The sequence below is a fragment of the Chloroherpetonaceae bacterium genome, from assembly GCA_033763895.1.
Classification (GTDB): Bacteria; Bacteroidota; Chlorobiia; order Chlorobiales; family Thermochlorobacteraceae; genus JANRJQ01.
The window spans coordinates 77,387-102,283 of the sequence record JANRJQ010000004.1; the positions used below are offsets into that span (position 1 = coordinate 77,387).

A 24,897-nucleotide genomic window follows, 5' to 3' on the forward strand; every position below is an offset into this window, starting at 1 on the left:
GATTATTTGGCCGAAAGAATTTTCGGACCGGTTTGATTGATTGAAGAAATGTAGCTATCACACCCAATCTGAATATGAATAAACACTTTACACATTTCATGTGCAACTTTTTCGGCAACTTCTTTCGAACTTGATAACGCAAAGAGAGATGGTCCTGAGCCGGAAATACTGCAACCCAAGGCACCGGCCTGCATTGCTGCGGCCTTTACTTCATAAAACTTTGGTATTAATATCGCTCTCATTGGTTCAACTATTTGATCTTGAAGTGACCGTGAAATCAAATTCAGATCATTCATAAAAAAACCTGCGACTACGCCTCCGACATTTCCCCATTGGACAATGGCATCAGAAAGTGGTATCATTCTCCTTAGAATACTTCGTGCGTCTTTGGTTTGAATTTGAATATGAGGATGAATCACCGTAGCATAAAGAAAATCCGGAACCGGAATTTGAATTACATCAAGCGGTGTGTAACTGCGAATTAGTGTAAATCCTCCAAGCAACGCAGGAGCAACATTATCGGCATGTGCAGCACCACAAGCAATTCTTTCACCTTCGATTGCAAATGCAAGGAGTTCTTTTGTCGTTAAAGGAGAACCTAGAAGGTAATTCGCTGCGAAAACCCCGGCCGCCGCACTTGCAGCGCTTGATCCTAATCCACTTCCAAGCGGCATTTGCTTATGAAGTTTCATCGTGAACCCTCGCTTTTGTCCTAAATAATCCAGTAATGCCAAAACCGCCACGCCCGCTGTATTAATTTTAGGATCTCTAGAGAGCAAACCGCTATCACCCGTAATTTCAATAATTTCCAATTGACCTGAATCGGAAGAACTTAATTCCACGACATCGCCGGGGTGATTTAAGGCAAAGCCAAAAACATCAAACCCACATGCGACATTGGCTACAGTTGCCGGTGCAAAAACTGAAACTTGGTGCTTCACATTTATTCTTTCTTTTGAGGCACAATCAAAGGAAACGCAACCGTAAATGTTGACCCCGTTTCCTTTCCTGCAGAAAAAGCCCAAACGGTTCCTTCGTGCAATTCGGCAAACTTTTTGACAATTGACAGCCCAAGCCCGGTTGAAGTTTCTCCACCTGTAGGCTGTGCGGAAAGTTTCTGAAATTTGCCGTAAAGTTTTACTTCTTCTTCCTTTGTAAATCCGAGACCTTCATCGCGAACAGAAAACAGAATCCAATCATTGACTTGCTTCTTTGGTATCGCCCATTCTCTAAAGCTTGTAAATTCCATTAGCTCATCCAAAGTCCTTCGCTCCACCTTACACCACACATTTTTTTCGGGCTGAGAATACTTAATGGCATTTGATAAAAGATTATCAAATATTTCTCGAACCCTTAATTCATCGGCAAGTGTAATGCACTCCAGTGAGCCCTGAAAAAAAATATTCTGATTTTTTCGAGAAGCAATTACACGATTTTCTTGAACCACTTCAAAGGCAACCTCAGAGAGATCGAGTAATGTTTTTGCGAGGATTAGTTGTCCCGATTCAGCATAAGACATCTGCAAGAGGTCGCTAATTATCTTCAGCATCTTAGCTGCATTTCGGCGAATTGCCCCGGCCATTAAGGAATTCTCGCTCGCTTCCTCATTCTTTTCAATCATTAAATCTGCAAAGCCGCTTATGGATTGAAGGGGATTTTTTAGATCATGCGCAGCTAACGAAAGCAGTTCTGATTTAATTTTATTGGCACTTTCAAGTTTTTCGTTTAAGGCCGCGAGTTCGTGATTTTTGTTTCGGTATATTTCAGACTCACGCTCTTTCGATTCAACCTCGAACAATACCCGCAATTTTGAAATCCTTTCATTGGATTGTAAACTAAAAACCTCTTCCTCAGCTCGATGAAATGCTTCAAAATGAAAGAGTGCCAACTCAAACATCTTCAAAGATTTATAACATTCTGAAAGATGCCGATGAGCCTCGTAAATACTTTCTTTAGAGCCAATTTCCTCAGCAATACTTAAACTGTGTTGATAATGTTCTATGGCTGTATCAAATGCTCCGGCAATTTCCGCGCTTTTTCCAAGCCCCTCATAAAGCGAGCAAAGAATATATCGATCTGTTGATTTTATCGCGAGTTTAAGACCTTCATTAAAAAAATCAACAGCGACATCATTTTGATTTAACTGTTGATGAATTAACCCCAAGTGATAGAGCGGGTATGAATTTCCACGAATGTCGCCGGATTGATGATGCAGCTCTATGCTTCGCTCAAAGTATCGAAGAGCCAATTCCAAATTGGCACTTTTTCGATAGAGAACACCGATGTTATTGTGAATTTTAGCTAACTCGTTCAGGTTTTTTTCTGCTTCAAAAAGTTGAAGCGCTTCGAGATAGTGTGCTATAGCGGTGGTGAAATCGCCTTGATGCAAAAAAACCGTCCCGATTTGAGAAGAAATAATTCCCAGTGAATTCTGAGATCTTCCGTCTTTGAGGGTTTCATACGCTTGGTGCAAGTAATCAAGGGCTCGCGAATAGTCGCCTAATCTATCGTACGAACGCGCGAGGAACGAACAAATCTCCCAAATTTCAGAATGTAATTCTTCTGCCAATGCCATCGATTCTTGCAGTGCTGAAATAGACTCTTTGTATCGTGAAAGTCCATAAGCTGCAATTCCGTTTAGAAGTAGATATTTGCAGCGAATTTCAGAAATAACTTCTCTTTCTTCGACTAAATCAGATTCTATTTCATCATCATCCGTCGTTCTAACGGTTGAATGTAAAAAGGCATTTGTAAGAGCGTCTAGTTCCGATTCGAGGAGAGGATTTGATTTATCACCGATCTTGCTTTCCTTCGATTTACTCTGTTCTGTTTCAGAAAAATGTATGGGCGGTTGACCATTTCTCTGAAGGGTGAGATTTTCCAACAAACGTTTGGTTTCTTCAAACACTTCAAGTGGAGACACATCAACTTTCTGACGAAACTCAATGATGCGGTCGTAGTCCTCTTTATATAAAATTGAAGTGTGCGTTGAAATAACGCCCATTGATATTTTGTTCCTGTTGTTATTAATTCGTTCTTACCAACAAAATACAACTCTCAGATAAGAAATTTTTTAAAATACCATTTCAATCATGTCTTGTGATTAAAAACTATTTTCATTGGACAAGGTGATTTAAATGCAAAAGGCTACCTCAATCGGTTAAGAAAAAGGTAGCCAAAATTCACCTACGAATTCTGAGAAAAATTCGGTGTGTTACGCAGTTACATTACTTGGCTCTACAACTGCATCAAGCGATGTTTCTTGGATAACATTATGGGCTTGTAACCCTTTGTCCGTCGTAATTAAGTCAAACTCAACAGGCGCACCTTGATCGAGCAACTTATATTTTTTATCGGACTTAATGGCTGAATAATGTACAAAAATATCTTCTCCGCCATTAGGATTGACGATAAATCCATAGCCCTTTTTCCCGTCAAACCATTTTACTGAACTCTTGTGTGCCATTGCTAGTACTCCGTTTAAGTTAAGAAAGCGCAATGAGGAGTACCCACCGCTCTTTATTTTAATTACATTGTTACATCTCTTTCTTCAAGCCTCGAAGAGGAGAGTCATCGCGCACACCACTTATACAGCCTACTAATCATGATAGAATTCGTTCACTCTTTCTCTTTCAAGCACTCACAAGATAGAGCGTCTGTTGCCCTGCTTCAAGAAATAAGTTGTGTTTTAGGCGGTTTGCACAGCCGATTAAGTCGATTGATACAATAAATTTTGCGCTTGTATATTTGATTTAACGCCTCAAATTGTAAGTGTGTGCATTGATTTTCAGGCCTTATGCGTATTATTGCATTCCTTTTCAACCGCGACAGGTAAAAATTATTTTTCGAGCTTCAATGCAAATCAAATTTGGAACTGATGGCTGGCGTGCCATCATCGCAAAAGAATACACCTTTGAGAATCTCAAGATTGCAACCCTTGCCACAGCCCGCTATTTTCTTAAACATCCTAATCTTAAAAATGGGGTTGCAGTTGGATATGATACGCGCTTTATGTCAAAATCATTTGCGCATTTTGTAGCAGATATTCTAACTTCTCAAGGGATTAAGGTTTTTTTATCGAATCGATTTCTTCCAACACCAGCCGTCTCGCTTTTTGTAAAACAGAAATCTCTTGCGGGCGGAGTCATGATAACGGCTTCTCATAATCCAGCAAATTATAATGGGTTTAAGGTTAAGGCCGAATACGGAGGCTCAGCACACCCGGAAACGATAGCGGAAATCGAAAACAATATTCCATTGGTTAACCCCAAAGAAGAAATCAAGGTTAACGCCGATCTTCTTGAAGTTTCAGACCTTCGCCAGTTTTATAAAGATTATCTCACTTCTGAACTTAATCTCACCTCGATCGAAAAATCGGGCTATCGCATAGGACATCATGCAATGTATGGTGCGGGTCAGGGAATCGTTTCTGAATTATTGCCAAAGTTAGCTGTTCACAACTTTCACTCTACTGAAGACCCAACATTCGGAGGCATAAATCCAGAACCATTACCCAAAAATACCGAAGGCTTTCGCAATTATTTACTTGAACAGAAGCTGAATGTCGGGATCATCAACGATGGCGACGCCGATCGAATTGGAATGATGGACGAAAAGGGAAACTTTATCGATTCACACAAAATTTTTGCTGTTATTCTTAAATACTTGGTTGAAGTTAAAAAAATCAGCGGCGAGGTGGCACGAACATATGCCCTTACACAAGTCATTAACAAGATTTGTGAGAAGCATCGCCTAATCTGTCATAATCTTCCAATTGGGTTTAAGCATGTTGGGAAAATGATGACGACGAACAACATTTTGATGGGTGGCGAAGAATCCGGAGGGATTGGAATTACTTCACATTTACCTGAGCGTGATGGCGTTTATATCGGCTTATTGGTTTTGGAGATTATGGCTGAGAGAAAAAAGTTGCTCTCTGAACTTGTTGACGAACTCTATGCCGAGTATGGATTTTTTACTTACGATCGTATCGATGCTCATTTAACAGAAGAAGAAAAACAGCGAGCGATTTTGAAAGCTTCATCCGGCAGTTTTAATAGCATTGAGGATATGAAGGTCACGAAATTTGAAAATCTTGACGGATATAAATATTTCTTTGAAGGAGGATGGTTATTGATTCGGCCGTCTGGAACTGAACCTGTCCTTCGTCTATACTGTGAGGCAATATCAGAAGACCACGTGCAAAAAGCACTTCGTTTTGCGGTTAACCTTTCTCAATAAGCACTTTCAAGTGTACATTGTTGTAAAAAATCATTTGTAAATCGTTTTCTCAATCTCGATCAAAAAATCATCATGAGTATTTTAGTTGATAAAAACACCCGGCTTGTAGTACAAGGAATTACCGGCGGAGAAGGTACATTTCATACCTCCCAAATGCTTGAATACGGAACGAATGTCGTTGCAGGTGTTACTCCCGGCAAAGGCGGCATGCAATACGAGGGTAACGAAAAAGACAAATTTATTCGACCGGTTTCGATTTTTAATTCCGTCAGCGATGCAGTTCACAAAGAAAAAGCCAATACCTCCATCATTTTTGTTCCTGCTTCTTTTGCCTCTGATGCCATTATGGAATCAGCTGCTGCAGGAATTAAAGTCATTATTTGCATTACGGAAGGAATCCCGATTGCCGATATGATGCGAGCATTTGCTTATGTTCAAGAAACTGGTGCGGTGCTAATCGGGCCAAATTGTCCGGGAGTTATGACCCCAAAACAAGCTAAAGTTGGAATTATGCCCGGTATGATTTTTTCGGAAGGGAAAATAGGCGTTATCTCAAGAAGTGGGACATTAACTTATGAAGCGGTTGCGCAATTAACCAAACTTGGATTGGGACAATCAACTGCTGTGGGTATCGGCGGCGACCCGATTATCGGTACCAAATTCATCGATGCCGTAAAAATGTTTGCGAAAGACCCCGATACTGAAGGCCTTGTTATGATAGGCGAAATCGGTGGAAGTGCCGAAGAGGAAGCCGCTGCTTATATCAAGAAGAGTTTCAAAAAGCCGGTTGTGGGCTTTATCGCAGGTAAAACAGCACCGCCCGGAAGAAGAATGGGTCATGCAGGAGCGATTGTTTCAGGAGGAAAGGGTACCGCAGACGAAAAATTCGCTGCAATGAAACGCGCAGGCATTCATGTTGTTGAAAACCCGGCCGATATTGGCGCAACGATGTTAAAAGCGCTTGGCAGATAAAGAAAAAAGCGGCTCTAAGCCGCTTTTTTTGTGGGCGGTACAAGATTCGAACTTGTGACCTCCACCGTGTCAAGGTGGCGCTCTAACCAACTGAGCTAACCGCCCTTTATTGACAATAAATGCACTAAGTGACATTTCAAATAAAGGGTTGCAAATATACAACCGTGAATCAAACTTTCAAGGTATCATTTAGAGAAATTTTTTATCTATCTCAAAGAACATTTAATCCAATTTATTGTATCAATTATGACGACTTCACAACAAGATTTAATTATTGGCGTAATCGGAGCAGGAACTATGGGCAATGGCATTGCGCACACCTTTGCTCAGTTCGGATATTCAGTTACACTTCTTGATATCAAGCAAGAATTTTTAGAGAAAGCCATTTCAACCATTTCAAAAAATATAGACAGGCAGGTCAAAAAGGGGGAACTGAGCGAAGAGCAAAAAGAACTCATCTTGAAAAAAATTCAACTTCAAACCTCTCTTGAAACCGGTGCTGCACTGTGCGATGTCATTATTGAGGCAGTCAACGAGAACCTTGACTTAAAACTCTCAATTTTCAAAACACTGGATCGTGTTGCGAAACCATCTGCGATACTTGCGTCAAACACCAGTTCAATTTCTCTCACAAAAATTGCTGCCTCTACCTCCCGACCTTCGAATGTAATTGGTATGCATTTTATGAATCCGGTGCCCGTTATGAAACTTGTTGAGGTCATTCGTGCATTGCAAACCTCGGTAGAGACTTTCAAAACAATTGAAACACTTTCGCGATCAATCGGTAAAATTCCCGTCTCTTGCAATGATTACCCCGGTTTCATTTCTAACCGTGTCTTAATGCCAATGATTAACGAGGCCATTCAATGTGTTTATGAAAATGTGGGAACTCCAGAAGCTATTGATGAAATCATGAAACTTGGAATGGCGCATCCTATGGGGCCTTTGACTTTAGCTGATTTTATTGGTCTTGATGTCTGCCTTGCAATAATGAATGTGCTACATGAAGGATTCAATGATTCAAAATATCGGCCGTCCCCACTTCTTAAAAATATGGTAGCTGCCGGTTATTTAGGAAGAAAAACCGGAAGAGGTTTTTATCGATACGATTCAAAATAAGTTCATCTCAAATCGACTGACGATTTTCTAACCAAAAAGGGAGAGCTTAACTCTCCCTTCCATTTTCCGATACTCAAACTTTATTCTTTTTAATATCGGCGAATCTTTCAAACGCAAGTGTTAAAAGACGATCTACTAACTCCGCATATGAAATCCCGGCCGCAGCAAACATTTTCGGATACATACTAATTGAAGTAAACCCGGGGATTGTATTAATTTCATTGATATAAAGTTTACCCGAGGTTTTATCCATAAAGAAATCGACTCTTGCCATTCCCTCGCAATTGGTTGCTTGGAAAGCGATTATCGCCATTTTTGAAATTTCTTTTGCAACCTTGGTTGAGATACGAGCGGGAATAAATAGCTCAGAGGTGCCTTTGATGTACTTGGCATCGTAGTCATAAAATTCGTTGCAAGGCACGATTTCGCCGACAACCGAAGTCATAGGATTTTCATTTCCCAGAACAGAAATTTCTAATTCTCTCGCATTTACGCCTGCCTCAATCACAATTTTTCGATCGTAATTGCAGGCTAAGGCCATCGCTTCGTTCAAGTCCTTTCTGGACTTCGCTTTTGAAATCCCCACCGAAGATCCCATATTGGCGGGCTTTACAAACATTGGATATCCTAGTTTTTTTTCTGCTTCTGAGATAATTTTTTTAGGATGTGAGAGCCACTCGTTTCTTGTTGCTACAACATAAGGTGCTAAAAGTAGCCCTGCCCGCTCAAAATGAATTTTTGACATCGCCTTATCCATCGTTAAGGATGAGGCTAAAACTCCGCAGCCGACAAAGGGGATTTGAAGCATTTCTAAAAACCCTTGTACAGTTCCATCTTCACCAAAGGTTCCGTGCATAACCGGAAATGCCACATCAACTTTAGAAAAATCAAATTTGAATCGACTTTTCTCGGCCCATTGCTCAATTTTTTTGTGCATGTCGGCAAGTTCATCCGGCTTTTTGATCAACTTTTCAAAATCAGTTTTAAGAATTTTTGCAGATACCGATTCTGAAAGCCATTTACCATCACGCGTAATATAAATTGGAAGGAGATCGTACTTCTGTGCACTCACCGCTGTTGAGACTGAGCGCGCCGATATAATCGAAATTTCGTGTTCGCCTGAGCGACCACCAAAAATAAGAGCAAGTTTCTTTTTGGACATTGGTGATTAATTCAAAATTGTCAAAGGCACTTTTATGCTTTTGGTAAAATGGTTTTAGATGATGTTAGATAAGTTTCAATGAATGTCTCTATTATTAATTCTGCGACTTTTCTTTTCGTCATTAGTGGATGTTGAATTTCTTGTGGTTCGCTTCTTAACAAATTCGGAAGAAAGATGGTTACACGATTGGTATCCGTTTCAAAACCTGAATCCGCTTCATTGGCTCGATTTAAAACCATCATATCCGTATTTTTCCGATGCAATTTATCAACGGCATTTTCCTTTGCATTGGTATCTTCAAGCGCAAATCCGATTGAATACTGACCAGCTTTTTTCACCTTTCCGAATTCGCCTAAAATATCCGTAGTCTTTACCAATTTCAGTTCAAGAACATCACTTGATTTTTTTATTTTATCACTTGAAACTGTTTCAGGGCGGTAATCTGCCACAGCTGCCGCGCCGATAAACAAATCGCAATCGTGAAAATGATTTTTTGATTGCATTAGCATCTCCTCGGCACTATCAGCAAAGATAAATCGGGCACCATTTGGGGTTGGCAATTTTTTGGTCGCACTGATAAGAAATACCTCAGCGCCGTGTTTCAAAGCGGCTTCGGCTAAAGCGAAACCCATTTTTCCAGATGAATAATTTGAAATAAATCGGACACGATCAATTCTTTCACGAGTTCCGCCGGCCGTGACAACCACTTTTTTTCCAGCTAAAGCACCCGACTTCGCTTTTATTTTCAATCCTAAACGGAAATGTTCACCAATGAACTCAGCCAGCACTTCTGGCTCAGGCATTCGACCTACCCCAAATAATCCGCTCGCCAATTCTCCTATCTCTGGTTGAATGACTTCAAATCCATAGTCTACCAATTTCTTTAAATTATTTTGTAATGAGGGTGCAGCAAACATTTCGCCATCCATTGCCGGTACAATAATCTTTTTTCGATCGGGGCGAATGGTAAGCGCACAAAGTGAAATCATGTCATCCGAAAATCCACCGGCGATTTTTGCAATGATATTGGCAGTTGCCGGAGCAATCATATAAATATCTGCCCATTCCCCTAATTTGATATGAGAAACCCAGTCAGAAGGTGAATCAGATTCGGATGACTCATGAAAAATGCTGGTAAGCACTTTTCGTTTCGAAAGCACTTCAAGGGTTTGAAGAGCAACGAATTCAGAGGCATTTTTTGTCGCTAAAACTTGAACTTCCGCGCCTTGCCTCATCAGCAATCGAACGAGAATCGGAATTTTATAAGCAGCGATTCCGCCTGAAACACCCAATAGAATCCGCCTTCCTTTTAAGGTCTCTGATTTCTGATCGTCAATAAATTGAATACTTTCTGCCACAAAATTTTTGGTAAGTGAATGTTATCACGTTAAAACTACAATATCCTTCTGTTATTCATCAAATAAACTCTTTTCTTTAAAATCATTCATAAAAAAATCAAGGAATGAATAGAGTTGAATTCCCGTTAAAAACAGTAAATTAGAATTAATCTAAATTAGACTTTACCAAAAATTAATTTCATTACCTGTACCGAAACGCATTTGCCAATGTCAAGCACTGAAACGGTTACACTGAACCAGATTAAAAAAGGAATGAAATTCCGTGTGAAACGAATTGCAGACCCAAGTGTGCGGACACAGCTTATTCGTTTTGGCGTCGGGGAGGGAAGCACAGCGCACTGTTTTGAACGGATTCCCTTTGGGCCAATCATTATTAAACACGGGCGTCAAGAAGTCGCTTTGGGTAGAGACCTAACCTATCATATTTGGGTCGAAGTACTGAATTAAAATGAACCATACGTTAGATACAACCATTGATTCTCCAATAATTGAGAATCCTACTCCAAAAAAGGTCAATAAAGTGGTCCTTGTCGGCAATCCGAATGTTGGCAAATCAGCTTTCTTTAATCACTTCAGCGGCCTATATGTTGATGTTTCAAACTTTCCCGGAACAACCGTTGACATTTCGCGAGCAAAATTCAAATCCTCCGACACTTTAAGTAAAAACGAATTTAAGGACACAGAGATTTCTGATACTCCCGGCATCTATGGGGTTAGTTCATTTAATGATGAAGAGCGCGTTGCACGAGATGAAGTCTTGACCGCAGATGTCGTTCTCAATGTTGTTGACGGGACAAACCTCGAAAGAGATTTATTTCTGACTTTACAATTAATTGATATGCAATTTCCAATGGTGGTTGCTGTCAATATGCTTGATGCCGTTGCGGAGGAAGGATTAAAGCTTAACCTTGAAGAACTTGAGCAATTATTAGGCGTGCCAGTTGTGGGCGTCACAGCAATCAAAAATCAAGGTTTTGATGAAATTGAATCCGCTTTACTTCGGGCAAAAAAGGGAAACGAAGATTTTGAATTAAAGACGGAGATACGTTCGATTCTCGATCGGGTTAGTTCAGCAAAGAATCCCACCGCTGAAGCACTTATGATTTTAGAAGGAGATGAAACCATCTCTTTGCGCCACGGGGTCGAACCAATGGACAAACGAGAAGAAATTTATTTAAAACGCAGAAACAGAGTCAATCTGATTGCCTTAGAGGTATGCCGAGAAACTAATTCTAAAGGATTTGCCTCTAAAATTAGTGAGCAGTTGGGGCGGTGGACAACCAACCCGTTAACCGGAATCCCGATCCTTTTATTTTCTCTTTGGCTGATTTACCAAGTTGTTGGCGTTTTGGTCGCGCAGCGTGTGGTTGGTCATACAGAAGTGGAATATGGCAATAAACTGTGGGAGCCTTTTGCCAAACATCTTTTTGCAACCTTTACCCCCGTTACCATTACCGTTGATCGGCTTTCGAAAGATGACACCGGAGAAGATATTGTTGTTGAGTTTCGCGATTTCACATTTCCTGAAGGAACCCAAGCCTCACCGGAGAAATTAGAGGCATTAAAAAACTTTGCCAAGAATCACGATGTGCTGCAAAATTTTCAATTTTCAACCCAAACTCTACGGGGGAAAATTGTGACAATGCTTGCCGGCGAATTCGGCGCGGTAACGATGACCGTCACTTATCTTTTATTTTTACTTTTGCCGCTGATTATAGGTTTTTATTTATTCCTTGCCATTCTCGAAGATTGCGGCTATTTACCTCGATTAGCAACGATGGTCGACCGATTATTAACCGGAATCGGCCTCAATGGGCGTGCCGTAATTCCGATCATCTTGGGTTTTGGCTGCGTTACAATGGCAACCATTACCACGCGACTATTAAACACTTCCCGTGAGAAAACGATTGCCGCTTCGATTTTGAATTTTGCGATTCCGTGTTCGGCACAACTTGCCGTCATCACTGCGTTACTGACCAAAGCAGGCGGCGAATACACTTTAATATTTGCAGCTATCATCCTTTCTTGTCTTATTGGCGTTGGAACAGCAGTCGATCGCATCTTACCCGGAAAATCCTCTGCTTTACTTATCGACCTTCCGCCGATGCGGCTTCCAAGACCGACCAATGTTTTACGAAAAACTTGGATTAAATCATACAGTTTTATGAAAGAAGCAAGCCCTTGGTTTTTCTTTGGTGCCTTGCTCGTTTCATTTATGCAAGTTACCGGTTTGCTTGAGGGGTGGATTTCACTCTTTAAGCCAATTACAACCGGTATTCTGAATTTACCCGCTGATACGGCCAAGGCGTTTGTGATGGGAATGGTTCGCCGTGATTTCGGTGCCGCAGGGCTTTATGAACTATCGTTATCACCTGCCCAAATTGTCGTTTCTTTAACTGTGATTACCTTATTTGTGCCCTGTATTGCCAGTTTAATGGTTCTTATCAAAGAGCGAGGAATGAGGGAAGCGTTTACGATTTGGTTCGGCAGTTGGTTTTTTGCTTTTGCCGTCGGTGGTTTTGTCGCACTATTTGTCAAATAAAGGGAGTGATTATGTCGGCGTGTCAAGTTCAAATCAAGGAGGGAGTGCCGCAAAAAAACTTTACCCGAAGCTGCCCAACTTGCAGTTTAAAAATTGAAAACCAATTTTTAACAAAGTGCCCTCGATGCGGAACTTCATTAAGCCTTGCTGAACTCTGCACAGGCTGCTTTCAAAATGGGGCATGCCACACAGAAATGATAAAACCAGCCAAAGCCCCTAAAGCCAGTTTCTCCTTCACTTCCCTATTCAATTTGACAGGAAAAATCAAATAAACACTCACAAGAGAACACAATTTTCAGCCGATTAGCATCGGTAAGCTCTTTTCTTTTAAAGGGTTATATTTGATTCAATAAGTAATGCACTTGGAGTTATGACAAAAGATCTCATTGCCGCAATTGATGCTGCCAAAGCAGCCGGAAAGCATGCGAAAAGAAATTTCGGGAAGCTTCGAGAAGCGCATATCAGCATGAAAGACCGAAATGACTTTGTAACGACAGTTGATAAAAAGTGTGAGGAATTAGCGGCTCGTGCCATAAGAAAAAAATTCCCTGAAGATTCGATTCAAGGAGAAGAGGGAACATTAGAAACGGGTTCCTCGGGAAGAAAATGGGTCATTGATCCTCTTGACGGAACCACTAACTTTATTCACTCTCTACCCACCTTTTCTGTTAGTATCGCGCTTATTGATTCTGACAATGATATTCGTGTAGGCGCTATTTATCATCCTTCCGCAAAGGAACTCTTTACAGCCGAGCGAGGCAAGGGCGCTTATTTAAACAATCGCAGAATCAAGGTGACAAGAAATTTCAGAACCTTCAATCTTCTTTTGGCTACAGGCTTCCCTTATAAGATTCAAGAACAAGTGGATCAGTACTTAGCATTGTTTAAGGATTTTCTATTAGATTCATCAGGTATCCGTCGTCCCGGCTCGGCTGCAATAGACTTGGCTTATACTGCTTGCGGCCGTTTCGATGGATTTTGGGAGCTTGGGCTAAACGCTTGGGATATGGCAGCGGGCGCTTTGATGGTTCGCGAAGCCGGCGGGCTTGTTACAGACTTTGATGGAAACAATCATTATCTCTCCAAAGGTCACATTGTTGCTAGCAACGGGAAAATCCACCCTTGGATGCTTGAAAAAGTGCAACGACATTTTCCTTTGGAACCAAACAATTCTTAAATCAATTAGCTGTTTTCACGAATGACCAAAATAAAATTCAAGCTCTCCTTACTTCACCTTTTTGGATTCATTCTCCCTGCTTTGATTTCGATTTTATTCATCACTCCAAATGCCTCTCTGGCTCAGCGAAAAAAAACAAAAGCCGTTGAAACCTCCGGAAATTCTCAAGGTGGAGTGAATTACAATCCCAACAAGGAGCAATTGGAACGAGGGAAATTGAAAACGCCGATTCAGTTTTTTAACGCAGCTAAAGGGAAATTTCGTGAAGAAAAATTTGCCCAAGCTGAAGAGCTTTTTACTCGGTATTTGCAAAAGATTGCTGGAGAGCCTCAATCGCGAATCGAGGCGGGGAAGCTTTTTTACGAAAAATCACTGATTGAACAAGCCAAGTACGAACAAGCATCAAAAGCTTGCAATCAAATCTATTTTTCTTCGGCTGGTGATGCCGCCCGCCGCGAATCTCAATTCGACTTATCCATCATTTACGCTCGGCAATTGCAGTATGAATCAGCTGCAAAACAATTGGTTGAATTGATTGGCACTCCTTTCTCACCATTGGATAAGCTTCGGGCTAAAGCCCTACTTTATCTTAGGGTTCTCGCTGCGACAAGGCTCACCCCAACCGAGCTTCGCACCCTTTATTCGTTTTCAAAATCGAAAAATCATGACCTTTCCGCCCTATTCTTTCTTGAATCAAGCCAACGATTGTTTGGAAAAGATTCCACCGATTTCGATTTACTCTCGAATGAAATTCAAGCTTTTCTTTCGGAGAACCCTTCGGTCTCGGCTTATTATAAAACCGCCCTTCAAAACCTCAAGAACAAATGTTCACAAGCAAAGTCTGTAGGTTTTTTCAAGTTGAAGTATGCATTGGTACTTCCGGTCAAACTTGAAGTTTTTGATTCAGAAGCACCAGAGGCTCGGAGCATAGGCGTACAAATTTTAGAAGGAATCCTTCATGCCACCACATCAGCTAACCTCAATCCTCTAAATGGCAGCCGTCATATCTCACTTCATTTCCAAAATGAACTTTTGGATTCAACAAGACTTCTTTCAGGTCTTAATGAACTGATTCAAAATGAACATATATCTCTCGTCATTGGGCCTATATTTAGCGAAAAAGCAAGGCTCATATCAAAGTTTCTTTCTTCAAAAGGAATTCCGATGATTACGCCAACTGCAACGGACGAATCCATCTCCAAGAATTCTACTTTCGCTTTTCAAATCAACCCAACTTATCGCATGCGAGGTTCAATCATTGCCGATTACCTCATCCGTGAACAAAAAGCTGATACCGTTATCATTTTCGCTCAAGACAGCACTTATGGAAAGGAAATGGCCGAAGGATTTCGAGAAACGATGCTTAAAAACAAGAAGATTGTCAAGTTCTACGCCTTGCTTTCACCCAATTTTACTTCACTAAAAAAAGCCATAGAACCCTTGAGAATTGAGTTCAAGGAAGAGACTGGATATGCACCTACTAGTTCACAATTCATCTATCTTCCAATGACAACCTTAGAAGCTGCTGGTATTGCGGCCTCGCAATTGAAAGTTTTTAATTTTACCGGAAAATTTGTCGGATCTGGAGATTGGTTCAATCCATCCAAACTACAACTCTATAAAGATTTGGTTGATAGCGTTTTTTTTGCAATTGATAGCGATGTGCAGCCGGATCATCCCCTTGTACGAAGTACCGCCGAAACCTATCGAAATTATTGGCGAATGCCCATAGACGCTATGTTCTGGCGAGGTTATGATACCATCGATTATCTGACACAAGTCACTTCGGCAAAAAACTCAATCACTCCCAGCGATTTTGTTTCTTTACTCAAAGCTGCTCCACCATTCCGAGGCGTTCATACTGAAGTTTATTTTCAAGGAGGCTCCGTCAATTCGAGAATGAATATCATGCGTTACCTTGGGGGCAAAATCAAAAGAGTTAATTAATTCATCAAACCTAAATCAACATAAACATGAATCGTAACTTCTTCAAACATTCAATCACTGTGGCTGTTATAATTTCGGTATTATTTATTTTTGGCGGATGTAAATCGAATGATGAAGAAATTCTCATTTTAAAAAATGATAAGGCCCGATTGGAACAACAAGTTTCTCTTCAGATTAACTCTATCGATAGTTTGAAAAAGATGAATTCAACACTTCTTGGAGGTGCTGCCAATAAGGTGAGTGAATTGATTGAAAACAACACCAACTTAGAATCAATTATTCAACTTCGCCAAAAAACCATTGATTCGCTCAGCGGTAAATTAGCCACAACTTACGGGGAACTTCGCTCAACCACCGAAACGCTTCAAAAAGAAAAATTAGAGACGGCAAAAAAAGACAGTATCAATTCGAGACTAGAACGCTCACTTGGTCAACGAGAATCAGAAGCATCAACGCTAAAACAACAAAATGAAACTTTGCAAAATGCGAACAAAGAAATGAGTGAACGGATTGGGCGTCTTTCAACACAAGTAACCGAGATTCGGCAACGAACAGAAGGAATTTCAACAGACATCAATCAATCTCGAACCAATATTTCATCCTTTAGAGAAGAAGTTGGAAAGCAGCTTAATGCCATTCAAGAGAAGTTAGATCGGCAAAGAGCCCCGAAGTCTCAGCCGGCTGAAGTCGAATCTAAACCGCAGTAAGATTAATAGATAGTTACGCCCTCATTTATTTTTATAAATGGGTGTATCTTGCCCAAGTTTATTAAAAGAATTTTTTCTAATATTTTTCACTTAAACTACACGCAATACGATATGAAAAGAATCGTTTTATCAGTGTTAGTGCTACTCACTTTTGCACTAACTTCGTGTGATAATGGCACGAAAGAGCTTACCCAATCAAAAGCTCAAATTGAAAGCCTTCAGCAAGAGCTAACTCAATACTCAACGCAATTTGAAGATGTCAACAAACAGAAACAAGCGCTTGAAGCCTCTGTTTCAGAACTTGCTACAAGTGCAAATCAATTGAAGTTGCTCCTTCCCAATGATCCTAAAAAGGCATATAGCAATGATATTACCGGAATGATTTCAGGGATTAAAGATAAAATTGAATCTCAAAACGCTACCATTTCAAAACTTCAAGGGGAAGTCAGCCGGTTGAAGTCGGTATTAGCAGAAAAAGAAAAAGCCTTAACTACTGCATACAAAAAGATTGATTCCTTAACCTCGGCCAACGAATCGTTGAAAAAAGCAAACGAAAAACTGCTTTCGGATATTGCTGAAGTTCGGAAAAAGGCTGAAGCTGAAGTCGAAGCCGCACAGCAAAAAATTCGTGACCTCGAGGGTCAACTCTTTATTTTCTCTCGTGCTTTTTATGTAGTGAACAATGCCGGTGGACTTAGAAAGATTGGCGTTCTTGATGGAACAAAGTTAAATCCGGCTTTTAACTTGAATGAAAATCGCGATCAATTTGAAGTGGTTGATAAAAACAAAACGACGGAGATTGTTGTCGCCACTACTGTGAAGGATGTCAAACTCTGGACACCTCACTTGAAAGGATCTTATGAAGTGGTGGCTGACCCGACCGATCCGAAAAAATCTATAATTAAAATTCTTCAAAACGAGGAATTTTGGATGATGACAAATTATCTCGTTGTCGGAAACGACGGCTAATTCTTCATCCACGTTTGAAAAGGATATAGGGGCGAGTCATCGCCCCTTATTTTTTTGAAAAAAAATGATTGGTCTCTTTATTCGGGTTTGTGAAGGAAGGGTTGTATTTTTGGACGAGTTTGAAAATTGAACGATTTATGATTTCGACACTGCCAAATCAGCTAACGACGCTGCGAATACTTTTAACCCCGCTTTTTGTTGGTCTTTTTGTCTCAGATTCACCTAAGCTTAAGCTTTGGGGTGTTTTTGTATTTATTCTTGCCTCTTTAACCGACCTCTATGACGGCTATCACGCAAGAAAATATGGACAAATTACGCGGTGGGGTGCATTTATGGACCCTTTAGCGGATAAAATCCTCATTACTTCTGCATTTCTCATTTTCGTTTATGAAGGCTTTCTTCCTCTTTGGCTGGTTGTTATTGTCGCACTTCGCGATATTGTGGTAACGCTCTTAAGACTTTACGCTGAAATTCAGAATAAACCCGTGGTAACGAGCAAATCGGCCAAAATTAAAACCCTTTTTCAAAATGTTTTGGCGTATGTTCTTTTACTTTTAGACACCCTTCGACAAAAGTCCTTCTTTGGAAGTTCAATAGCGGAGAATGCCCTTACTTGGTTGAAGTCTCCATCAGTTCTTTGGGCGATGATTTTTCTTACGATTTTTACCGTTTATACTGGGTTTTCCTACATTATTGAGAACTCGAAAACCTTAAGAGAAGCATATCTTGGCATTCGATCAAATATTAAGGCAATCGTATGATTTCATTTTTCGTATTTTAGCTGAATTATTTTTATTATTTCCTCTGAGCTTTCTAATCCTTCAATCCACTCTTTTGGGATGTTATCAATACTTTTCCCCATTAATTCAATCCCGCCGGCTATTGAACCTGTAAAACCCGTAAGCCCTCCCATATTGATTGTTGAGAGTAAAAAGGTTTCATAATCGGCATTATTTCGTAAGAAAAAAGTGATTGAAAGTTCAATGGCATCATTTTCGGTCATCGCATTGCCATATTCAGTTATTAAATCAATCGGGTAGTAGCCTTCCGTTCGGCTCATTTTATTAATAAATTCTGCTCCAAAAACTTCTTCCGCAACTCGTTTGGCTTCACTTTTCATTTCACTTTGTGCATAACTAAAGCAAATATTAGCGACCTTAAGCGCATTATCGGGTGAAATTCTTAATAATTCAACCAAGTATCTTGCGATTTCCGTTTCAGAAAGAGGAAGTGTTAATGATTTCAATAGCGGTATCGGATTTATGCTATTCTGCCCTTTTCTTAACCCAGTCTTGACCATCGTTGTGAAGTATTCATCGGTATAACCCTTAATTCCTTTGAAGAATTGGCGTAAAATATGATGTGGCTTTCCGTGTGCAGGTAATCCCAAGGCATTTCCAATTAGTGAACCCAATAGAAATGCCCCACTTTGTTCACTTGTGAGCGATAAGTTCTTCATAGCACAAGCTTGGTTGATTTCCAAAAGAAATTCTTCTCTTAAAATGTTTAAATTTGTAACAGTATCGCAGTTAACGCGACCCAAAATGAAGCTATCAAGTTATTAAAAAGGAGTTAATATGTTCGACTTTTTGCTCTCCTTCCTTTCACACAACCCGATTATCCTTCTCTTTTTAACCATTGGTATCGGATTTTTTTTAAGTGAAATTAAAATAAAAGGCATCGGCTTAGGCGTCGTGGCCGTGCTATTTGTGGGTATTGGCTTAGGGGCTTGGGGGAAAGAGGCTTTCCGTATGCCTGAAATCATCAGCCAAATCGGTTTGCTGCTCTTTGTTTACACCATTGGCTTGCATGCCGGCCCGGCATTTTTTAGAATCTTAAAGAATAATGGGGTTCTGCTTTCAGTTCTTGCTTTGGTTGCCGTGCTTTCTGCTTCCGTAGCCGTGTGGCTGACGGTAAAATATGGGAACATCAATCCCGTTACTGCCGTCGGTCTTTTTTGCGGCGCATTAACAAATACGCCGGCTCTTGCAGCAGCCGGAGAAAGTTTAGGGAAATCGCCCGAAGCGGCCTTTCTCACTGTGGGTTATTCGGTAGCGTATCCGCTTGCGGTTGCAATCCCCATTCTCATTGCTCAATTTTACGCCCAATCAAGGAAACTCAATATTGCTGAGGAAACAAAGCGGGCGGAGATTTCATCGGGCGAAAACAATGAGCCGCCGGTCGCAAAAAATGTTGTGATCGAAAATGCGGCTTTAGAAGGCTTAACTATTAGTGAAGCGATTCCCCCGGACTTGATGATTAAGGTCAGCAGGTACGAAAGACGAAAAACCTCGCACGATGAAGAAACGGATGTTCAAATTCCCACTCTGCAAACCACCTTAAAGCGTGGTGATATTTTGCATCTCGTAGGTTCTGCTGCTTCCCTATTGACCATTATTCCCACTCTAGGAACGGAAATTTCATCTGCCGGTCCAGAAACCCGCCGCGACCAAATTGACTACCGCCGAATTCTCATTACTAACTCTGAATTGGTTGGCCGCACAATCGAAGAAACCAAATTCGAAGAAAAATATGGCGCGGTTATCACGCGTTTGCGACGAGGGGACACTGAATTTGTTCCATCCCCAAAAACCGTTTTAGAGCGTGGCGATCGAGTCCGTGTGGTGGCACCGGCAAGCAAAATGCCTGAAATCTCAAAGTACTTGGGCGATAGTTTCAGAGCGATTTCGGAAACTGATTTTTTCTCGTTTGCCGTCGGTATTTTATTGGGCGCACTTTTGGGAAACATTGTCATCCCGATTGGAGAGCACTTTAGCATCAAATTAGGGCTCGCCGGTGGGCCGCTTATCGTTGCACTGATTTTAGGGTACATCGGCCGCACAGGCCCGATTTTCTGGACACTCCCGCTGAATATCAACTTTACTTTCCGTCAGTTGGGGCTTGTGCTTTTCTTTTCTGCTGTCGGACTCAAAGCCGGCGGAAGTTTTGCAGAGGCTTTTGCGGATCAAGGGTTGCGATTGATCGGATTCGGCGCACTCATCACCACAATTTCAGCTTGCATTTTATTTTTTGGTTCTTTGTGGATTATGAAATCGGATTGGGTAACCAGCACGGGGGCTTTGGCCGGAGGTCAAACTCAACCGGCAATTCTTTCCTTTGTCGGGAATATGGCCAAATCAGAAGCGCCAAATGTCGCTTATGTATCCATACTGCCGGCGGCAATGATTTTTAAGATTTTGGTCGCGCAAATTCTCTTGTGGTTTTTGACATTGTAAAACTCAGAGTTAGAATTCAAGGAAATTGAATTTAAGCTTTTGGGTAAAGAATTTACCGACATGTGTAATAAATTTTCATACATTTCTATCAAATTTTGTTGCTCGTGTTCTCTTTTTTCATACCCGTGTTATGAAATTTGCTACTCATGTATCAAATTTTATGTTTCATGTTATGAATTTTTATACTTGTGTTACAACTTTTATAGCTCCAGTAGGAAATTATCATACCCGAGTATTCATTATTGATACTGAAATTTTGATATTCTATCTGATTGATTTGGATGAATGGTTGATTGGAAAATCCGAATTAAGATTCTGCTTTTTTTGTGGAAATGAACCTAAAACGATCGAAATCAATCATCACATTTTTTCCGGAGCGGAAATCCCAAGCATGTACAGCCCATTTTTCAAGACCTGCTTTGCAGCAAGTGCAAGACTGAGGCGCGCTTGCATAATCTCGTTCTCTTCTCCCACAATTCGACATTCCTGATAAAACTTATGGAAGTCTTCGGCGACTTTATCCAAATATCCAATGAGCCGCTGAGGTTCAAGCCCATCTAAGGCACCGAGCACCGCATCGGGAAATCGCATCAGGGTTTTGGCAAGGGTCATTTCTTCTTTCGCAGCAAGCGCCGTGAGATATTCACCCTTGATCTCCGTTTCTTTCACACCCGATTTTTCTTCCGCCGTGCGAAGAATCCCGCAAATTCTTGCGTGCGCATATTGCAAGTAAAAAACGGGGTTATCGGCGGATTGTTTGAGAGCAAGGTCAAGGTCGAAATTAAGGTGTGAGTCTTTTGATCGCATAATGAAGAAAAAGCGTGTTGCATCAGCACCCACCATATCAATGAGCGCATCGAGCGTATCGGCATTGCCTCGCCTTGTCGAAATCTTCACGGCCTTGCCCTCTTGCATTGTGGTGACAAATTGATTGATTGCCACTTTCACTCGGCTTTCATCATATCCCAAAACCTTCAAGGCACGCAGGACATCTGGGTACTCATCGATGTGATCGGCACCAAAGACATTAACCATCAAATCAAATTTTCGGTCAAATTTATCGGTGTGATACGCGATATCGGGAAGCCTATAGCTTGGCTCACCGTTCGACTTGATGAGAACTGTATCAACGGCCTTTGTTTCTTTGGTTTCTTTATCAACCATCGTCTTTCCAAGTTCCGAGGTCTTAAACCAAACCGCGCCATCTTTTTCATAAATAAATCCTTTTTGACGGAGCAAACGAATGACGACTTCGTTACGGCTTTCGCCGAGTGACGAATCAACTTGATAGAGGGTGTTTTCATTGAAAAAGGAATCGTGGCGAATGTTTAATCGCTTCAAGGTTGCTTTGATTCCTTCAAAAATTTCTCCTTCCGCAATGTCTTTGAAATATGCGGTGTCCTCTGAATTCATCAAGGCGTTCCCGTGCTCCTCATAAATTTTTTCGGCGATGTCGCGAATATATTCTCCTTGATAATACTCTGCGGGATAATCTTCCTTAATGCCACAAAGCTCGCGGTAGCGAAGCCGCACGGAGTCGCCGAGAATTCTCATTTGCCGGCCGGCATTGTTGAAATAATACTCCCGCGTGACACTATAGCCTTGCGCGGCAAATAAATTGGCAATTGTATCTCCCAAAACGCCACCTCGGCCTCGTCCAATGGAAAGAGGGCCAGTCGGGTTAGCACTTAAATATTCAACTATGACACGTTTTCCCACGCCGCTCGTCCCTTTGCCGTAGTTTTCCTTTTCTAAAAGAATGGATTTGAGAGAAGCACGAATAAACTGAGGGTCGAGGGTAAAATTGATAAAACCTGCTCCGGCAACTTCCATTTTTTGAATCGAGCCGCTTGGAAAATCAAAGGCTTTAATTAATTCCTCAGCCACTTGTCGAGGGTTCTTTTTCAAGTTTTTGGCTAGAACCATTGCGGCATTTGTCGAGACATCGCCAAATTTTTCATCAGCAGGTTTTTCAACTTGAAAAACCGTATCCGGTGATGCCCCGATTCTTTCAATTCCTTTACGAATGACGGCAGAAAAAAAATCGCGCATGATTTAACGAGAATTAAACTTTGATTTCAAGTCTTCAATTGAAAAGGTTGGTGCAGGGCTGTGGTTTTTCCCCGCATTGTTTTTTCCGCTTCCATTGCGGTGATCTTTCGAGCGGGAATCTTGTTGCCTACCGCTTGATTTCTGCTCGCTTTTCTGAACCGGCTTTTGCTGAGCAAGCAATGGGTTTCGTCTTGAAAGTGAAATGCGCTTCAATGATTCATTGACTTCAAGAACATATACTTTCACGATTTGACCGACCTTGATGACTTCGCGTGCATCTTTCACAAACCGATCGGCAAGTTGAGAGATATGAATGAGCCCATCTTGATGCACGCCGATATCGACAAATGCGCCAAAGTCGGCGACATTCGTAACAACGCCTTCCAATTCCATTCCGGGTTTCAAGTCTTTAATTTCAGAAACACCTTCTTTGAATTCGGCATACTTAAATTCTGCACGCGGATCTCGGCCGGGCTTTTCTAATTCTGCCACAATATCTTTGAGTGTAAACTCACCGACATTCTCGCTCATGAATTTTTTAAGATCAACACTGCGAATTTTTTCCGGAACCTTGGTGATTTCAGTAAGCGAAATTCCGAGTTCCTTGACAATTGATTCTACCACATTGTAGCTTTCGGGGTGAACGGCGGTGTTATCAAGCGGATTTTCACCATCTCGGATTCGTAAAAATCCGGCGGCTTGTTCGAACGCTTTTGGCCCGAACTTGGGAACTTCCAATAATTCTTTTCTGCTCTTGAACGCACCTTTTTCGTTTCGATATGTCACAATATTTTTTGCGGTTGTGCTATTCAACCCTGAGACATATGTAAGCAATTCTTTAGACGCGGTATTTAAATCGACTCCCACAAAATTGACGCAGCTTTCAACGGTTTCGTCAAGCTTGGTTTTCAAAAGCTTTTGATCGACATCGTGTTGATATTGACCAACGCCAATCGACTTTGGGTCAATTTTAACAAGTTCTGCCAATGGGTCTTGAAGTCTTCTGCCAATGCTGATTGCGCCGCGAACGGTTAAATCAAGCTCGGGGAATTCCTCACGCGCAACATCGCCGGCGGAGTAAATCGATGCGCCGGATTCATTCACCATCACTTTAATCGGTTTTGCTTTTCCTTCCGATTCGATTAACTGGAGCACTTCTGAAACAAATGCATCGGTTTCGCGGCCGGCTGTGCCATTGCCGATGGCAATTAATTCAATCGCATATTTTTCAATCAATTGCTTGAGACTTGCCGCCGCTTGAAGCCGCTCTGTATTGGATTGGTGAGGAAATACGGTTTTGTATTCTAAAAATTTTCCTGTATTTGAAAGCGCAGCGACTTTGCAGCCGGTGCGAAATCCGGGATCAATGGCAAGTGTTGGTTTCATTCCTGCCGGTGAAGAAAGCAGAAGCTCTCGAAGGTTTTCAGCGAATGTTTTAACCGCTGCGGTATCCGCTTCTTTTTTCTTTTCATAACGCATTTCACCGATAAGCGTAGTTTTCATCAATCGATCGAACGCGTCCTTCAGCATTGTTTTCAAATACTGAATTAATTCGGATGCATTGGTTTTAATTTCGAACTTTTCAATGGTGTTTTGTACCAATTCGGTATCAAATTCAAAATCAAGTACCAGCACGCCCTCTGTTTCTCCGCGTCTTAGGGCAAGCATATTGTGCGATGGAATTTCTTTTGCCTTGGCGCGGTAATTTCGGTACATCTCGAATTTGGTCGTTCCCTCCGGATGTTCATCTTTGATTTTCGAGGTAAAAAATCCGGTCTCCATAAGAATTTCACGCAGTCTTGCCCGAATCTCCGCCTTTTCTGAAACTTCTTCCGCCAAAATATCGGAAGCGCCTTGCATCGCCTCTTCAGCTGATTTCACGCCCTTTTCTTCCGAAACAAATTTCGCTGCCTCATCAGCCAATGAAATCATTGGTTTCATATCGGCTTGGTTTAATGCCTTAATGAAAACGGCGAGCGGTTCAAGCCCTTTCTCTTTGGCAATTGTGGCTCTTGTTCGCTTTTTGGGTTTGTAAGGAAGGTATAAATCTTCGAGCTCCGTTTTTTGCATGCACGCTGAAATCCTTGATTTCAAGTCTTCGGTCAATTTACCTTGTTCTTCAATAGACTTTAAGATGGTTTGCTTTCGCTCTTCAAGTTCAGTAAGGTAATCGTGCCGTTCGAAAATATCGCGGAGTTGAACTTCATCGAGTCCGCCCGTTCGCTCTTTGCGGTATCGTGCGATAAAGGGAATGGTTCCACCTTCGCTTCTTAAATCAAGGGCATTTTGAACAAAGGCCGGATTGAGTTGCAACTCGGAGGTAATGACTTGTAATAAATTCAGCATTTCAAGATTTACAAATTGGTATAACGGATTTAAGAGCGCCAAAGATAACGGAGTGGGTAACGATTCACA

General features: G+C 41.3%; 19 protein-coding genes and 1 tRNA gene. 11 read left to right on the top strand and 9 right to left on the bottom strand.

Annotated elements, in window-relative coordinates; all coding sequences use genetic code 11:
- Window positions 1-2: 2 nt before the first annotated feature.
- From SFU91_01065 to SFU91_01075, 3 genes are all read right to left on the bottom strand, one after another.
- Entirely contained in the window at window positions 3-941 is a 939-nt protein-coding gene (locus tag SFU91_01065; GenBank protein ID MDX2127606.1) for a homoserine kinase, read from the bottom strand.
- 2 nt (window positions 942-943) lie between these two features.
- On the bottom strand, window positions 944-3,004 hold the full coding sequence (locus tag SFU91_01070; protein ID MDX2127607.1) for a tetratricopeptide repeat protein: 2,061 nt from the start codon (window positions 3,002-3,004) through the stop codon (window positions 944-946).
- Between the two features lie 210 nt (window positions 3,005-3,214).
- Window positions 3,215-3,466 carry a cold shock domain-containing protein gene (locus tag SFU91_01075; GenBank protein MDX2127608.1) on the bottom strand — a complete coding sequence of 84 codons (252 nt, stop codon included), beginning with the start codon at window positions 3,464-3,466 and terminating at the stop codon, window positions 3,215-3,217.
- Between the two features lie 389 nt (window positions 3,467-3,855).
- Between SFU91_01075 and SFU91_01080 the strand changes: the two genes are divergently transcribed.
- Together SFU91_01080 and sucD are read left to right on the top strand one after the other, a co-directional pair.
- Window positions 3,856-5,241 (top strand): phosphoglucomutase/phosphomannomutase family protein, encoded by a 1,386-nt coding sequence (locus tag SFU91_01080; protein ID MDX2127609.1) that lies wholly within the window; start codon window positions 3,856-3,858, stop codon window positions 5,239-5,241.
- A 72-nt stretch (window positions 5,242-5,313) separates the two neighbouring features.
- Entirely contained in the window at window positions 5,314-6,213 is a 900-nt protein-coding gene (gene sucD, locus SFU91_01085; GenBank protein MDX2127610.1) for a succinate--CoA ligase subunit alpha, read from the top strand.
- A gap of 31 nt (window positions 6,214-6,244) precedes the next feature.
- On the opposite strand, the gene SFU91_01090 is transcribed toward sucD, so the two are convergent.
- A tRNA-Val gene (locus SFU91_01090) sits at window positions 6,245-6,318 on the bottom strand.
- 141 nt (window positions 6,319-6,459) lie between these two features.
- On the opposite strand from SFU91_01090, the gene SFU91_01095 reads away from it, so the two are divergent.
- Window positions 6,460-7,332: a 3-hydroxybutyryl-CoA dehydrogenase gene (locus SFU91_01095; protein MDX2127611.1), complete on the top strand. Its 873-nt coding sequence runs from the start codon at window positions 6,460-6,462 to the stop codon at window positions 7,330-7,332.
- 73 nt (window positions 7,333-7,405) lie between these two features.
- On the opposite strand, the gene SFU91_01100 is transcribed toward SFU91_01095, so the two are convergent.
- Both SFU91_01100 and coaBC read right to left on the bottom strand, forming a co-directional pair.
- A complete protein-coding gene (locus SFU91_01100) occupies window positions 7,406-8,494 on the bottom strand; it encodes a D-alanine--D-alanine ligase family protein (GenBank protein MDX2127612.1) in 1,089 nt (362 codons plus the stop codon).
- Between the two features lie 32 nt (window positions 8,495-8,526).
- Window positions 8,527-9,852 carry a bifunctional phosphopantothenoylcysteine decarboxylase/phosphopantothenate--cysteine ligase CoaBC gene (gene coaBC / locus SFU91_01105; protein MDX2127613.1) on the bottom strand — a complete coding sequence of 442 codons (1,326 nt, stop codon included), beginning with the start codon at window positions 9,850-9,852 and terminating at the stop codon, window positions 8,527-8,529.
- Window positions 9,853-10,059: 207 nt separating this feature from the next.
- Between coaBC and SFU91_01110 the strand changes: the two genes are divergently transcribed.
- The 7 genes from SFU91_01110 (at window position 10,060) to pgsA (ending at window position 17,955) form a co-directional block, all read left to right on the top strand.
- The gene (locus SFU91_01110) at window positions 10,060-10,299 is read left to right on the top strand and encodes a ferrous iron transport protein A (GenBank protein MDX2127614.1); all 240 of its coding nucleotides are present in this window, start codon (window positions 10,060-10,062) and stop codon (window positions 10,297-10,299) included.
- A 1-nt stretch (window position 10,300) separates the two neighbouring features.
- Window positions 10,301-12,394: a ferrous iron transporter B gene (locus SFU91_01115; GenBank protein MDX2127615.1), complete on the top strand. Its 2,094-nt coding sequence runs from the start codon at window positions 10,301-10,303 to the stop codon at window positions 12,392-12,394.
- A gap of 370 nt (window positions 12,395-12,764) precedes the next feature.
- A complete protein-coding gene (locus SFU91_01120; protein MDX2127616.1) occupies window positions 12,765-13,571 on the top strand; it encodes an inositol monophosphatase family protein in 807 nt (268 codons plus the stop codon).
- A gap of 21 nt (window positions 13,572-13,592) precedes the next feature.
- Window positions 13,593-15,518, top strand: coding sequence for an ABC transporter substrate-binding protein (locus SFU91_01125; GenBank protein MDX2127617.1), 1,926 nt, complete (start codon window positions 13,593-13,595; stop codon window positions 15,516-15,518).
- A 26-nt stretch (window positions 15,519-15,544) separates the two neighbouring features.
- On the top strand, window positions 15,545-16,225 hold the full coding sequence (locus tag SFU91_01130; protein ID MDX2127618.1) for a hypothetical protein: 681 nt from the start codon (window positions 15,545-15,547) through the stop codon (window positions 16,223-16,225).
- A gap of 111 nt (window positions 16,226-16,336) precedes the next feature.
- Window positions 16,337-17,194, top strand: coding sequence for a hypothetical protein (locus tag SFU91_01135; GenBank protein MDX2127619.1), 858 nt, complete (start codon window positions 16,337-16,339; stop codon window positions 17,192-17,194).
- A gap of 137 nt (window positions 17,195-17,331) precedes the next feature.
- Window positions 17,332-17,955 carry a CDP-diacylglycerol--glycerol-3-phosphate 3-phosphatidyltransferase gene (gene pgsA / locus SFU91_01140; protein MDX2127620.1) on the top strand — a complete coding sequence of 208 codons (624 nt, stop codon included), beginning with the start codon at window positions 17,332-17,334 and terminating at the stop codon, window positions 17,953-17,955.
- A gap of 2 nt (window positions 17,956-17,957) precedes the next feature.
- Here pgsA and SFU91_01145 read toward each other — a convergent pair whose 3' ends face one another.
- Complete coding sequence (locus SFU91_01145; protein ID MDX2127621.1) at window positions 17,958-18,653, bottom strand: ADP-ribosylglycohydrolase family protein; 696 nt, start codon at window positions 18,651-18,653, stop codon at window positions 17,958-17,960.
- A gap of 118 nt (window positions 18,654-18,771) precedes the next feature.
- Here SFU91_01145 and SFU91_01150 point away from each other — a divergent pair, with 118 nt between their 5' ends.
- Window positions 18,772-20,430 (top strand): aspartate:alanine exchanger family transporter, encoded by a 1,659-nt coding sequence (locus SFU91_01150; GenBank protein ID MDX2127622.1) that lies wholly within the window; start codon window positions 18,772-18,774, stop codon window positions 20,428-20,430.
- A gap of 360 nt (window positions 20,431-20,790) precedes the next feature.
- Here SFU91_01150 and argS read toward each other — a convergent pair whose 3' ends face one another.
- Window positions 20,791-22,482 carry an arginine--tRNA ligase gene (gene argS, locus SFU91_01155; protein ID MDX2127623.1) on the bottom strand — a complete coding sequence of 564 codons (1,692 nt, stop codon included), beginning with the start codon at window positions 22,480-22,482 and terminating at the stop codon, window positions 20,791-20,793.
- A 3-nt stretch (window positions 22,483-22,485) separates the two neighbouring features.
- The gene (locus SFU91_01160; GenBank protein MDX2127624.1) at window positions 22,486-24,828 is read right to left on the bottom strand and encodes a Tex family protein; all 2,343 of its coding nucleotides are present in this window, start codon (window positions 24,826-24,828) and stop codon (window positions 22,486-22,488) included.
- Window positions 24,829-24,897 lie beyond the last annotated feature (69 nt).